Source organism: Streptomyces sp. NBC_00386, from assembly GCF_036063235.1.
Lineage (GTDB): Bacteria > Actinomycetota > Actinomycetes > Streptomycetales > Streptomycetaceae > Streptomyces.
In genome coordinates this window covers 5,401,313-5,414,117 of the sequence record NZ_CP107950.1, presented here as the reverse complement: position 1 = coordinate 5,414,117, position 12,805 = coordinate 5,401,313, and the positions used below count along the sequence as shown (strand labels likewise).

The 12,805-nt window shown below is 71.7% G+C and carries 11 protein-coding genes; 2 read left to right on the top strand and 9 right to left on the bottom strand.

The annotated features are described in order from the left end of the window. Window positions 1–6: 6 nt before the first annotated feature. Window positions 7–1,335, bottom strand: a complete 1,329-nt coding sequence (locus OG780_RS23885) for an MFS transporter (RefSeq protein ID WP_328451334.1) — start codon at window positions 1,333–1,335, stop codon at window positions 7–9. Window positions 1,336–1,406: 71 nt separating this feature from the next. Between OG780_RS23885 and OG780_RS23880 the strand changes: the two genes are divergently transcribed. Then, a complete protein-coding gene (locus tag OG780_RS23880; RefSeq protein WP_328451332.1) occupies window positions 1,407–2,408 on the top strand; it encodes a GlxA family transcriptional regulator in 1,002 nt (333 codons plus the stop codon). A 64-nt stretch (window positions 2,409–2,472) separates the two neighbouring features. Here the strand turns inward: OG780_RS23880 and OG780_RS23875 are convergent, their stop codons facing one another. The 4 genes from OG780_RS23875 to OG780_RS23860 form a co-directional block, all read right to left on the bottom strand. Continuing rightward, window positions 2,473–3,429 (bottom strand): IS481 family transposase, encoded by a 957-nt coding sequence (locus OG780_RS23875; RefSeq protein ID WP_328451330.1) that lies wholly within the window; start codon window positions 3,427–3,429, stop codon window positions 2,473–2,475. Between the two features lie 101 nt (window positions 3,430–3,530). Continuing rightward, window positions 3,531–4,580, bottom strand: coding sequence for a Zn-dependent alcohol dehydrogenase (locus tag OG780_RS23870; protein WP_328451328.1), 1,050 nt, complete (start codon window positions 4,578–4,580; stop codon window positions 3,531–3,533). 111 nt (window positions 4,581–4,691) lie between these two features. Continuing rightward, window positions 4,692–5,882 carry an acyl-CoA dehydrogenase family protein gene (locus OG780_RS23865; RefSeq protein ID WP_328451326.1) on the bottom strand — a complete coding sequence of 397 codons (1,191 nt, stop codon included), beginning with the start codon at window positions 5,880–5,882 and terminating at the stop codon, window positions 4,692–4,694. A 45-nt stretch (window positions 5,883–5,927) separates the two neighbouring features. Beyond that, complete coding sequence (locus OG780_RS23860; protein ID WP_328451324.1) at window positions 5,928–6,839, bottom strand: SDR family oxidoreductase; 912 nt, start codon at window positions 6,837–6,839, stop codon at window positions 5,928–5,930. Window positions 6,840–6,935: 96 nt separating this feature from the next. On the opposite strand from OG780_RS23860, the gene OG780_RS23855 reads away from it, so the two are divergent. Then, window positions 6,936–7,871 carry a cyclase family protein gene (locus tag OG780_RS23855; RefSeq protein ID WP_328451322.1) on the top strand — a complete coding sequence of 312 codons (936 nt, stop codon included), beginning with the start codon at window positions 6,936–6,938 and terminating at the stop codon, window positions 7,869–7,871. A 611-nt stretch (window positions 7,872–8,482) separates the two neighbouring features. Here OG780_RS23855 and OG780_RS23850 read toward each other — a convergent pair. From OG780_RS23850 to OG780_RS23835, 4 genes are all read right to left on the bottom strand, one after another. After that, window positions 8,483–8,944 carry an ATP-binding protein gene (locus OG780_RS23850; protein ID WP_326787140.1) on the bottom strand — a complete coding sequence of 154 codons (462 nt, stop codon included), beginning with the start codon at window positions 8,942–8,944 and terminating at the stop codon, window positions 8,483–8,485. Between the two features lie 479 nt (window positions 8,945–9,423). Continuing rightward, complete coding sequence (locus tag OG780_RS23845) at window positions 9,424–10,437, bottom strand: acyl-CoA dehydrogenase (RefSeq protein WP_328451320.1); 1,014 nt, start codon at window positions 10,435–10,437, stop codon at window positions 9,424–9,426. Between the two features lie 9 nt (window positions 10,438–10,446). After that, window positions 10,447–11,601 (bottom strand): acyl-CoA dehydrogenase, encoded by a 1,155-nt coding sequence (locus OG780_RS23840; protein ID WP_328451318.1) that lies wholly within the window; start codon window positions 11,599–11,601, stop codon window positions 10,447–10,449. Next, a complete protein-coding gene (locus OG780_RS23835; RefSeq protein ID WP_328451316.1) occupies window positions 11,601–12,788 on the bottom strand; it encodes an amidohydrolase family protein in 1,188 nt (395 codons plus the stop codon). Before OG780_RS23835 ends, OG780_RS23840 begins: the two co-directional genes overlap by 1 nt. Between the last annotated feature and the right edge of the window lie 17 nt (window positions 12,789–12,805).

The window sequence follows — 12,805 nt, the reverse complement described above, 5'->3', positions numbered from 1 at the left end:
CGCCCGTCACGCGGGGGCCGGTGCCACCGCCGGGGCCGGGACCGCCGGACGGCGGCGGATCACGAGGGCCATCAGCGCGGCCGCGGCGCACAGCGCGCCCGAGGCGTACCAGACCACGTCGTACGAGCCGAACCGGTCGCGGGCGAAGCCGCCGAGGAAGGCGACGAGGGCGGCACCGACCTGGTGGGAGGCGAGGACCCAGCCGAAGACGATGGCGCTGTCCTCGCCGTACCGCTCACGGCACAGGGCCAGGGTGGGCGGGACGGTGGCCACCCAGTCGAGGCCGTAGAAGACGATGAAGAAGATCATCGGCGGGTGCACGGTGGGGGCCAGGAGCATGGGGAGGAACAGCAGCGAGATGCCGCGCAGGGCGTAGTACACCGCCAGCAGACGGCGCGGCTCGAAGCGGTCGGTGAACCAGCCAGAGGCGATCGTGCCGATCACGTCGAAGACACCGATGACGGCGAGGAGCGAGGCGGCCGCGGTGATGGGCATGCCGTGGTCGTGGGCGGCGGGCACGAAGTGCGTCTGGACCAGGCCGTTCGTCGAGGCGCCGCAGATCGCGAACGTCCCGGCCAGCAGCCAGAAGGGGCCCGTGCGGACGGCGGAGAACAGCACGGTCACCGCGCGCCGGGCGGCCCCCCGCACCGGCTCCGGCTTCGGTACGAACTCCGTCGCCCCGTACGGCATCTGGCCCACGTCGGCCGGGTGGTCGCGCAGCAGCAGCCAGACGAAGGGGACGACCGCGAGGGCGGCGAGGGACACGGTCACCGCGGCCGGGCGCCAGTCGTGTTCGGTGACGATCCAGGACAGCAGCGGCAGGAAGATGAGCTGTCCGGAGGCCGAGGCCGCCGTCAGGATGCCCGTCACCAGACCCTTGCGTTCGGTGAACCAGCGGTTGGTGACCGTGGCCGCGAAGGCGAGTGCCATCGAGCCGGACCCCAGGCCCACCAACAGGCCCCAGCACAGGAGCAGTTGCCAGGCCGCCGTCATCCACACCGTCAGCCCGGAGCCGACCGCGATCACGGTGAGGGCGACCGCCACCACGCGCCGGATGCCGAAGCGGTCCATGAGCGCCGCCGCGAACGGCGCCGTGAGTCCGTAGAGCGCGAGGTTGATCGAGACCGCCGCGCCGATCGTGCCGCGTGACCAGTGGAACTCCTGGTGCAGCGGGTCGATCAGCAGTCCGGGAAGCGACCGGAAGGCCGCCGCGCCGATGATCGTCACGAAGGTGACGGCGGCGACGAACCAGGCGCGGTGGACGCGGTGAGAGGGGGCGGGGCGGACGGGCCGGGAGTCCTCCGGGGCCTGCGCGGCTTCGGTTGTCTGGGTCACGTCATAGAGCTTCGGGGAGCGGGCACCGGTGAACCACTGGCCCGAGAGACAGCATTCGTTAGGATCGGGCCATGGCCATTTCCGGTACGTCGCCCCGGCACCGCGTCGTCGTCCTCGCTCTGGACGGTCTGATCCCCTTCGAGCTGGGCATTCCGCAGCGCATCTTCGGCAAGGCGCGGGACACCGACGGGCGCCCTCTGTACGAGGTCGTCACCTGCTCGGTCCGGCCGCCGGGCCCCGTGGAGACGGACGCGGACTTCTCGGTCCTCGTCGGCAACGGACCCGAGGTGCTGGCCACCGCCGACACCGTCGTCGTCCCGGCCTCGTACGAACTGGGCCCCGTGGAGCAGGAGGGCATCCTGACCCCGGAGCTGGCGGCCGCCCTCACCCACATCCGTCCCGGCACCCGCCTCGTCTCCATCTGCACCGGCGGCTACGTCCTGGCCGCCGCCGGATATCTCGACGGCCGCCCCGCCACCACGCACTGGATGCACGCCGAGCACTTCCAGCGGCTCTTCCCGAGCGTCAGCGTCGACGCGGACGTGCTCTTCGTCGACGACGGAGACGTCCTCACCTCGGCCGGGGTCGCGGCCGGGATCGACCTGTGCCTGCATCTCGTACGCCGCGACCACGGCGCCGCCGTCGCCAACGAGGTGGCCCGCCGGACCGTCGTACCGCCGCACCGCGACGGCGGCCAGGCCCAGTACATCCAGCGCCCGGTCCCGGAGGCCGGGTCGGCCACCACGACCGCCGCCCGCGCCTGGGCGCTCGGCCGCCTCCACGAGCCGATCCAACTGCGCGACATGGCCGAGCAGGAGTCCATGTCGGTGCGCACCTTCACCCGGCGCTTCCGCGAGGAGGTCGGTGTCAGTCCCGGCCAGTGGCTCACCCAGCAGCGTGTGGAGCACGCCCGCCATCTCCTGGAGTCCAGCGACCTGTCCATCGACCACGTGGCCCGCGACGCCGGCTTCGGCACGGCCCAGTCGATGCGCCAGCACCTCCAGGCGACCCTCGGTGTCACCCCGACCACCTACCGGCGCACCTTCAGGTCGGGCACCGGGGCCGATCGATGACCTCCGGACGACTGCCCCGGGACCCGTCCGCCCCCTCCCGTGCGAGGTCCTGCCCGCCGGGGCGCTAGATGTATTGACCCGCAGCGTTGTTCACACGGCTGATGGGTGGCTGGCCTCCGAGGGCGGTGTGGCAGCGATGGTAGTTGTAGCCGTGGAGGAAGTCGTCCAGGGCGGCCGTGCGTTCGTCGTTGCTGGTGTAGGGCCGCAGGTAGGCCCATTCGTCGAGCAGGGTGCGGTTGAAGCGTTCGACCTTGCCGTTGGTCTGCGGCCGGTAGGCGCGCGTCAGCTTTCCGGTCGCGCCGATCTCGGCGAGGGCCTGTTTCCAGGCCAGGCCCTTGCGGTAGGCCCAGGCGTTGTCGGTGAGCACGCGTTCGATGCGGGTGATGCCGTGCGTGTGGAAGAACGCAGCCGCGCGGGTGAGGAAGCCCGCGCAGGTGGCGACCTTCTCGTCCGGGTGGATCTCGCTGTAGGCGAGGCGACTGTGGTCGTCGACGGCGGAGTGGACGTAGTCGAAGCCCATGCTGCTGCGGGTGGCGCGGCCGGCCTGGCGTCCGAGGACTTTGTGGCCGCCGCCGTCGGGGATCCGACCGAGCTTCTTGACGTCGATGTGGATCAGTTCGCCGGGCCGGTCGCGTTCGTAGCGGCGGATGACCTGGCCGGTGGGCCGGTCCAGGTGGGCCAGGCGGTTCAGGCCGTGGCGGGTCAGGATCCGGTGGATGGTCGAGGCGGGCAGGCCCAGGATCGGGCCGAGCCGTGCGGGACCGAGTTTGCGGGCCTGCCGCAGTTGGCAGACCCGGGCCTCCAGGGCCGCAGGTGTGCGATGCGGTGTCGTCCGGGGCCGGCTGGAGCGGTCGGCGAGGCCCGGTTCGCCCTCGTCCCGCCAGCGGCGGACCCACTTGTGGGCCGTGGCTCGGGAGACGCCCATCTCGGCCGCCACATGAGCGACCGGGCGGCCCGCGCAGACACGTTCGACCAGCAGCCGCCTGCCATGAACGGTCAGCCGGGCATTACGGTGGGACACGAAGACCTCCGTGCGGTGCAGTCCTAGACAGCTCCACCACATCGGAGGTCTTCGCCATGTTCAAGACCCGCCAGTGTCAACAACGCTCGTGATCAATACAGCTAGAACGTCAGCACCGCCCGCGCCACCTTCCCCGCGTGCGCGTCCTCGGCCGCCCTCTCGAAGTCCTCGACCGGGTACGTCGCCGTCACCAACTCGTCGAGCAGCAAACGGCCTTCGCGGTACAGCTCGGCGTACAGGGCGATGTCCCGCTGGGGGCGGGACGAGCCGTAGCGGCAGCCCAGGATGGACTTGTCGAGGTACATCGAGGAGACGAGGAAGGAGGCCTCGGCCGTCGCCGGGGGGACGCCGAGCAGGATCGCCTGGCCGTGCCGGTCGAGCGCGTCGACGGCCTGGCGGATGAGTTCGACGCGGCCGACGCACTCGAAGGCGTGCTGGGCTCCGGTGGGCAGGATGTCCTTCACCCCGTCCACCGAGGTGAGGAAGTGCGTTGCGCCGAACCGGCGGGCCACGTCCTCCTTGGCCGGATTGGAGTCGACGGCGACGATCCGCAGGGCGCCCGCGAGCCGGGCGCCCTGGATGACATTGAGACCGATGCCGCCGGTGCCGATGACCAGGACGGTGTCCCCGCGGTCGACCCGGGCCCGGTTCAGGACCGCTCCGACGCCCGTCAGGACCCCGCAGCCGATCAGCGCGGCCGACGTCAGCGGAATGTCCTTCGGGATCCGGACCGCCTGCACCGCCTTCACCACCGTGCGCTCCGCGAAGGCCGAGTTGGCGGCGAACTGGTGGAGCGGCTCGCCCGAGCGCGTGAACGGCCGCTGCGGCATGCCGATCGCCTTGCGGCACATCGTGGGCCGCCCCCGGTCGCACTCCGCGCAGGTCCCGCAGTTGGCGAGGGTGGACAGCGCCACGTGGTCGCCGGGCCCGACATGGGTGACGCCCGCGCCCACGGCCTCCACGACGCCCGCCCCCTCATGACCGAGGACCACGGGGAGGGGGAAGGGGATGGTCCCGTCCACCACGGAGAGATCGCTGTGGCAGAGTCCCGCCGCGACGATCGCCACCTGAACCTCTCCGGGCCCTGGATCGCGTATCTCCAGGTCGTCCACGACCTGGGTCCTCTTCCCGTCGAAGATCACGCCTCGCATCGCACCGGCTCCCCTCTTCCCGGGCCGACCCGGGCTGTTCGTGGGCTGTTCCTGGGCTGTTCCCGGTCCGCGCCGGGCCGTTCTCGTGCCGCACCCGGCTGTCCTGCCCGCTCACGGCCGGCCCCGGGGTTCCCTCGGCAGGCCGAGCGCGCGCTCGGCGATGATCGTGCGCTGGATCTCGTCCGAGCCGCCGTAGATCGTGTCGGCCCGGCTGAAGAGGAACAGGTGCTGGGCGGCGTCCAGTTCGTAGGGCAGCGCGGCCGACCGGTCCGCCGGACCCGCCGCCGCGGCGGCCCCCCGTACCTGGACCGCCAGTTCACCGAGCCGCCGGTGCCAGCCGCCCCACAGCAGCTTCGCCACGCTCGGCGCCCCCTCGCCCCCGGAGCCGCCGGCACTCCCGGGGCTTCCCGGGCCCTCGGAACCGCCCAGGGTGCGCAGGGCGTTCCATCGCATCGTGCGCAGCTCGGCCCACGAGCGCACGAGCCGGTCGCGTACGACGGGATCCCCGGCCGCTCCCGTCGCGACGGCCGTCCGCAGCACGCGTCCCAGCTCCTCGGCGAATCCGATCTGCTGGGCCAGCGTGGAGACCCCGCGCTCGAAACCGAGCAGGCTCATGGCGACCCGCCAGCCGTTCCCCTCGCCGCCGACCACGTGCCCGGCCCGGGCCACCGCCCCGTCGAAGAACACCTCGTTGAACTCGCTGGTGCCGGTCAGCTGGCGGATCGGACGGACCTCGACGCGGCCGGGCTGGTCCATGGGGACGAGGAGGAAGGACAGGCCGTGGTGGCGGGTGGACCCCGGCTCCGTGCGGGCGAGCACGAAGCACCAGTCGGCCTCGTGGGCGAGCGAGGTCCAGATCTTCTGCCCCGTGATCCGGTACGCCCCCGTGTCCGTCGCCCGTGCGGCGGTCGTCCGGACGCCCGCCAGGTCGGAGCCCGCGCCGGGTTCGCTGTACCCCTGGCACCACAGCTCCCGGCCCTCGGCGATCGGCGGCAGGAAGCGGCGCTTCTGCTCCGGTGTCCCGTGCGCGATGAGCGTGGGCGCCAGCAGGTTCTCCCCGATGTGCCCGGAGCGGGCCGGCGCCCCGGAGCGGGCGTACTCCTCGGCCCACACGACCTGACGGGGCAGGTCCGCACGCCGGTTGCCGTACCCGTCCTCCTGCCAGCCGAGTCCGATCCAGCCACCCTTCCCGAGTTCCCGCTCCCAGTCGCGGCGCCCGGGGGCGCCGGTCAGACGCTCCTCCAGCCAGGCCCGCGCCTCGCGCCGGAAGTCCTCGTCCTCGGGACCGAATGCGAAATCCACGCGCTCTCCTCCCCACCGGACCCGGGGCACCCGGACCGGGAACGGTCACGCGTTGGGGCGCGCCTTGTCCGCGGCCGCCCTTGCCATCGCCTCGAGTTGCTCCAGCAGCGGCATCGGATCGACGCCGACGGTCCCGGGCAGGAAGTCGGCGATCCTCTCCGGGGTCCAGGCGCCCTCGGCGTACCCGGCGCGCAGTTCGCGCGGCTGGGCCCATACGGCGATCTTGGGTCCGGCGATCGTGTAGACCTGCCCGGTGATGCGTTCCGCACGGGCGCGGTCCGACAGCAGGTAGACCACGAGCGCGGCCACGTCCTCCGGTTCGCCGATCTCCTTCAGCTCCATGGGCACGTTGGCCGACATGCGGGTACGGGCGACGGGCGCGACGGCGTTCGCGGTGACCCCGTACTTGTGCAGTCCGAGGGCCGCGCTGCGCACCAGCGAGATGATCCCGCCCTTCGCCGCGCTGTAGTTGGCCTGTGCCACCGACCCCTGGTGGTTGCCGCTGGTGAAGCCGATCAGCGTGCCCGAGCCCTGCTTGCGCATCACCGCCGAGGCGGCCCGGAAGAGCGTGAACGTGCCCTTGAGATGGGTGGCGACCACCGGATCCCACTCCTGCTCGGACATGTTGAAGAGCATCCGCTCGCGCAGGATGCCGGCCACGCACACCGCACCGTCGATCCGCCCGTACGAGGCGAGCGCGGTGTCGACGACCCGCTGCCCGCCCGCCATCGTCGAGATGTCGTCGGCCACCGCGACCGCTTCCCCGCCAGCCGCCTCGATCTCCTTGACGACGGTGTCGGCGACCGAACTCGTGGGCTCGGCGCCCTCGACGGACACGCCGTAGTCGTTCACGACGACGCGTGCGCCCTCGGCGGCCGCGGCGAGGGCGACCGCCCGGCCTATCCCCCGGCCCGCGCCCGTGACGGCGACGACCTTGCCCGCAAGGAAGTTCCCCATGCCCGGCCCCTTCCCGCAGTTTCTGACGGTCCGTTAGATTCAACTCGGATTCTACGACCCGTCAGATACCTGGAGACAAGCCCCCGGGGAGGACTCATGTCGCGGCCGACGCTTCATCCGGAGTTCCACGAGATCGCGAAGCGCGTCAACAACTGGGGGCGCTGGGGGGCCGACGACGAGATCGGGACGCTGAACCTCGTCACCGACGAGGTGGTGCGGGAGGCCGCCGCGACGGTACGGACGGGGCACCGCGTGCCGCTCGCCCTGCCGCTCCAGCAGGACGGTGTGCAGACCGGGATGATCCCGGGGCGGGTCAATCCGCTGCACGCGATGGTGCAGATCAACCAGGAGATCTTCGGCCCCGGCACGGTGGCGTGCAGCGACGACGCCGTGACCATGGGCCTCCAGGCGGCCACCCACTGGGACGCGCTGCCCCATGTCTCGCACTCCGGCAGGCTCTACAACGGACGCCCCGCCTCCACCGTCACCCCGCACGGCGGCGCCGGGTTCGGCGGGATCGACAAACCGCGGCACATCGTCTCGCGGGGCGTCCTGCTCGACGTGGCACGGGCGCGCGGCGAACACCGGCTGGCCGGCGGGCACGCCGTCACCCCCGAAGACCTGGAGGCCGCGGAGGAGTTGGCGGGCACACGGGTGAGGGCGGGCGACATCGTGCTCGTACGGACCGGACAGATCCAGGTGTATCTGGCGGGCGACAAGCACGGGTACGGGTATCCGTCGCCGGGCCTGTCGGTGCGCACTCCCGAGTGGTTCCACGCGCGCGATGTCGCGGCGGTCGCCAACGACACCCTGACGTTCGAGATCTTCCCGCCCGAGATCGAGGACCTGTGGCTGCCCGTGCACGCGCTCGATCTGGTCGAAATGGGGATGATGCAGGGCCAGAACTGGAATCTCGAAGAGTTATCCACAGCCTGTGGACAAGAAAACCGTTACGCCTTCCTGCTGTCGGCGATGCCGGAACCCTTCGTCGGCGGCACCGGCACCCCGGTGGCACCCGTGGCCATCCTCTGACGATCCGTCCGCCCCGAGGGGTGGCTCCAGGGGTTCGGCCGAGGACCGGCCCAGGGCTTCTCCGTCCGAGGGCCGGTCCAGAGCCTGTTCGTCCAAGGGCCGGCCGGCGGCGCGCCTCCCCCCACTCTCGACTGCGCCCGGCCGGAAGGTCCCCACCTCTCCCCGGGCACGGCATCGCGCGCCGCCATCCGCCTCCGGCGTTCCCGCCCTGCCTCCCCTGGCCGCGGGGAAGCCGACGCCGAATCACGACCCACACTCGCCGAGGGCCCCCGTCACCGGAACCCTCGTCGTCCCCTCGCGGTGAATCGCTGAACACAAGCGTGATCAAACGGACACGCCACGTCAACACCCGATCGGGGATTTGCGGTGCTCCACCCTATTTGAGACCACGCGTACGGAAGCACGACCCGGCGCATTCGGCCACAACCGCGGCTGTGTACAGCGGTTTCGTGCATACATGCACAAAACGCGAGATGTGCGCGAAGAGGAGGGATCGCCAGGACACCCTCGACCGCCCCGCCCCGCACGGCAGCGCACCGCGCGTCACGTCACGGCACGGCGCGGCACCCACGAGGAAGCGGGCCGGACGGGCCGGGCCGGACGGACAGGCCCTAGACCGCCTCGTACGCGAAGCCGCCATAGGCTCCGTACGGGGAGTCCTGCGCGGCGCCCGAGGCGCAGCGGTCCAGCTCGCACCAGATGCGCTTGCCGGCACCCTCGGGATTCCAGCCCCAGCGGTCCGCCAGGCCGTCGACCAGTTCCAGGCCGCGGCCGTTGGTCTCGTCACCGTCCGCGTGCCGGGGCATCGGCGGCCGGGCGCTGGAGTCGGCCACTTCGAGGCGCACGGTGGCGTCCCCGGCACCGCCCGGCAGACACAGGCGCAGCACGGCCGGACACCCGGTGTGCACGACCGCGTTCGTGACGAGCTCGGAGACGAGCAGGATCAGCGTCTCGGCGAGTGGTTCATCGGCGTCTATCCCGGACCCCGCAAGCCTCGAACGGGCCCACCGCCGGGCTCGCCCCACCTCTGCGGGGTCGGGCCGGATCTCCAGCTGCACTTGAAGCACCTGCACCGCTCACACCATCCGAACCGGCGGACACATCGCCTCGCGCCTCACAAGGGCCACGATCGTAGCCATTTTCTGCATGGCCAGAACAAGGATCACGGAACGTGATTCCCTTGCGAGACAGCATGGTTGACGTACAGTCACCCCAACAAGCGCTTCGGGCATATTCCAGCGCGAAGGAGTACGCGTGCGGCATACTGTGCGACGCTCGCCAAGGGGAGTCGAACAGGCAGGTACGGGGGTCCGTCCCGCCTTGCGAACGGCACGCATCGCCGGGTCCGGCGCGGCCTCGGGGGCAACACCGGGATGGCTCAGCCTCAGAACCACTCGCATCCCACACAAGGTACCGGAGCCCGGCGCCGACTCCAGGCCGTGACAAGTCACGCCTAGGACACAACCCGGTCTCAACGCTCCGTGATCCCGTTCTGCCACGATCCGCGACATCCGTCCCCGTTCCTCCCGCGCCGCCCCGGCGCGGCGGCCCTTCACGCCGTCCCGGCCACCAGATCGTCCGCCGACTCCTCCTCACTCCGCGTGGTTCCACCGGCACGGTGCGTCCGTGTCCACGCTCTCTTCAGGTGCAGATGGACGTCAGACTCCCAGGTGAAGCCCATGCCGCCGTGTACCTGGAGGCAGTCGCGGGCACCGCGCACGGCGGCCTCGTCGGCGAGCAGGCGGGCCGCCGCGATGTCCACCGGGTCGGCGGTGACGGAGGCGGCGTAGACGGCCGCGCGGGCCACCTCGACCCGTGCGAGCATGCCCGCGCACAGATGCTGCACCGCCTGGAAGGCACCGATCGGCTGCCCGAACTGTTCGCGCGTCCGGGCGTGTTGCACGGCGCTCTCGCAGGTTCGGGCGGCACTGCCGAGCTGTTCGGCGGCGGTGAACAGCGACGTGAGAAGCCCGTCCGGCGTCCGGGCCCCCCGGAGTGCGCCCCCGCCGGGCGGCCGGCCGTCGGTTGCGGGCAGCCGGTGCAGGGGGGTCAGCGGGTCCACGGGGACCAGCGGCTCGGCTCCGGTGACGTCGCCCCGGACGACGTCGGCCTCCTCCAGCCATTCCACGAGTGCTCCGTCGGCGGACGTCACGACCACCTCCCCGGCGGCGGCCCCGGCCACGACGCCCGCGGCGAGGTGCGTGGCGATCAGCGGGCCCGGCAGCAGGACCCGCCCCGCCTCCTCGAAGGCCAGCACCGCCTCCGGGAGGCCCTGCCCTACGCCGCCCTCGGCCTCGGGCAGGCGCAGCGCGAAGAACCCCGCCGCGCCCAGCTCGCGCCACAGCTCCCGGTCGAGAACCCGGCCGCCCTCCCGGCGCCTCCCGGCCGCCCCCTCTCTCCCGCCCGCCGTGGCCTTCCCGTCCGCCCTCTCCGGAGCCTCCGCCCCGCGCCTCCCGTCCGCCCGGTCCACGGCCGCGCGCAACGCCTCCCGTCCGAACCGGCCCTCGAACAGGTCGCGTATGCCCTGCTTCAAGGCCCGTTGGTCGTCGGTGAGCCGGAAGTCCATCTCTCGAACTCACCTCCCCCTGGGAAGGCCGAGGATCCGCTCGGCCACGATGTTCCGCTGGATCTGCGACGTGCCGGCCGCGATGGTGTACGACAGCGACGAAAGCCGGTCCAGGGTCCACTCCCGGCCCAGGTCCAGCGCCTCGGGACCGAGAACCTCCGCGGCGGCGTCGAACAGCTCCTGGCGGGCGTGCGAGTACCTCAGCTTGAAGACCGAACCGCCGGCACCGGGCACGCCCCCGGTGCTCTGCGCCTCGCTGACGTTCCACTGGGTGAGCCGCCACAGCGCGCGGAACTCGGCGTTCAGCCTGCCGAGACGGCGGCGCAGTACGGCGTCGTCCCAGCGGCCGTTCTTGCGTGCCTCGCGCGCGACCTCGGACAGGACGCGTCGGCAGGCGACCACCTCGCCCACGAAGGCGGTGCCCCGCTCGTAGGAGAGCGTCACCATGGTCACGCGCCAGCCGTCGTTCTCGGCGCCCACCCGGTTGGCGACCGGGACCCGCACCTCGTCGAGGAAGACCTCCGCGAACTCGGTGGAGCCCGCGAGCGTGCGCAGCGGCCGGACGGTGATCCCGGGTGCGTCCATGGGCATCGCGAGCCAGGTGATGCCCCGGTGCTTGCGGGCGGCCGGGTCCGTCCGCACCAGCAGCTCGCACCAGTCGGCGACCTCGGCGTGCGAGGTCCAGATCTTGGACCCGCTCACCACGTAGTCGTCGCCGTCGCGCCACGCGCGCGTGCGCAGCGCCGCGAGGTCCGAGCCCGCGTCCGGCTCGCTGAAGCCCTGGCACCAGACCTCCTCGCCGCGCAGCACGGGCGGCAGCCAGCGCGCCCGCTGCCCGGCGCTCCCCTCGGAGGCGATGGTCGGCCCCGCGTGCAGCAGCCCGACGAAGTTGGCTCCTACGTAGGGGGCGCCCGCCTTCTCCGTCTCCTCCAGGTAGATGAGGTGCTGCGTCGGGGTGGCACCCCGACCGCCGGCGTCGACGGGCCAGTGCAGCCCCGCGTACCCGGCGTCGTACAGCATCCGCTGCCAGCCGAGGTCGTACGCCCGTCGGGCGGGCCAGTCGCGCGGGGACGGTTTCGGCGGCAGCGCCGGCAGGACCCCGGCGAGCCACGCCCGCAGCCGCGCGCGGAACTCCTCCTCCTCGGGGGTGTACGCAAGGTCCACTACAGGTCCAGCTCCAGCATGCGGATGGCGTTGCCGCGCATCAGCTTGTGGATCGTCTCGTCGTCGAGGCCCTTCACATGGTCGAGGGCGACCTCCTTGGTGTGCGGGAAGGTCGAGTCGACGTGCGGGTAGTCGGTCTCGAAGGTGGCGTTGTCGCGGCCCACCACGTCCAGGGACGCCACCCCGTGCTTGTCGCGGAAGAAGCAGCAGAAGATCTGCCGGTAGTAGTACGTGGACGGGGGCTCCGGGATCAGATCCCTGACCCCGCCCCAGGCGCGGTGCTCCGACCAGACGTCGTCGGCGCGCTCCAGGGCGTACGGGATCCAGCCCATCTGGCCTTCGGAGTAGGCCAGTTTGAGGCGCGGGAACTTCACCAGGACGCCGCTGAAAAGGAAGTCCATCATGGAGGCCATCGCGTTGTTGAAGGACAGCGAGGCCTGGACGGCGGGGGGCGCGTCGGGGGACGCGGCCGGCATCTGGGAGGACGAGCCGATGTGCATGTTCACGACCGTCCCGGTCTCCTGGCAGACCGCGAAGAACGGGTCCCAGTGGCCGGAGTGGATGGAGGGCAGCCCCAGATAGGTGGGGATCTCGGAGAAGGTGACGGCCTTGACGCCCCGGGCGGCGTTGCGGCGGATCTCGGCGACCGCGAGGTCGATGTCCCACAGGGGGATCAGGCACAGCGGGATCAGCCGGCCGCCGCTGTCGCCGCACCACTCCTCGACCATCCAGTCGTTGTACGCCCGCACGCAGGCCAGGGCGACCTCCTTGTCGTGGGCCTCGGCGAAGGTCTGGCCGCAGAAGCGCGGGAAGGTGGGGAAGCAGAGGCTCGCCTCGACGTGGTTGAGGTCCATGTCCTTGAGCCGCTCGACGGGGTCCCAGCAGCCGCGCCGCATCTCCGCGCGGGTGATGCCCTCCAGCGTCATCTCGTCGCGGTCGAAGCCGACGGCGGCGATGTTGCGCTTGTACGGGAACTTGAGGTCCTCGTAGATCCACCAGTCGGTCGGCGGACCGTCCGGGTCCATGGTGATCTGGTACTTGCCCCCGACGTAGGCGAGTTCACCGATTCCGGCGGTCAGCGGCTTCGGCCCCCGGTCGTGGTACTTCCGAGGCAGCCAGGTCTCGAAGAGGTGCGCGGGCTCGATCACATGGTCGTCGACGCTGATGATGCGGGGCAGTTCGGTCATGGTCCCCTCCGCCTGGC

What these genes read in the sequence shown, in the direction of transcription:
- OG780_RS23880 (WP_328451332.1), top strand. Translation starts at nt 1,407, where the DNA reads ATGGCCATTTCCGGTACGTCGCCCCGGCACCGCGTCGTCGTCCTCGCT.
- OG780_RS23870 (WP_328451328.1), bottom strand. Translation starts at nt 4,580, where the DNA reads ATGCGAGGCGTGATCTTCGACGGGAAGAGGACCCAGGTCGTGGACGAC.
- OG780_RS23860 (WP_328451324.1), bottom strand. Translation starts at nt 6,839, where the DNA reads ATGGGGAACTTCCTTGCGGGCAAGGTCGTCGCCGTCACGGGCGCGGGC.
- OG780_RS23855 (WP_328451322.1), top strand. Translation starts at nt 6,936, where the DNA reads ATGTCGCGGCCGACGCTTCATCCGGAGTTCCACGAGATCGCGAAGCGC.
- OG780_RS23845 (WP_328451320.1), bottom strand. Translation starts at nt 10,437, where the DNA reads ATGGACTTCCGGCTCACCGACGACCAACGGGCCTTGAAGCAGGGCATA.
- OG780_RS23835 (WP_328451316.1), bottom strand. Translation starts at nt 12,788, where the DNA reads ATGACCGAACTGCCCCGCATCATCAGCGTCGACGACCATGTGATCGAG.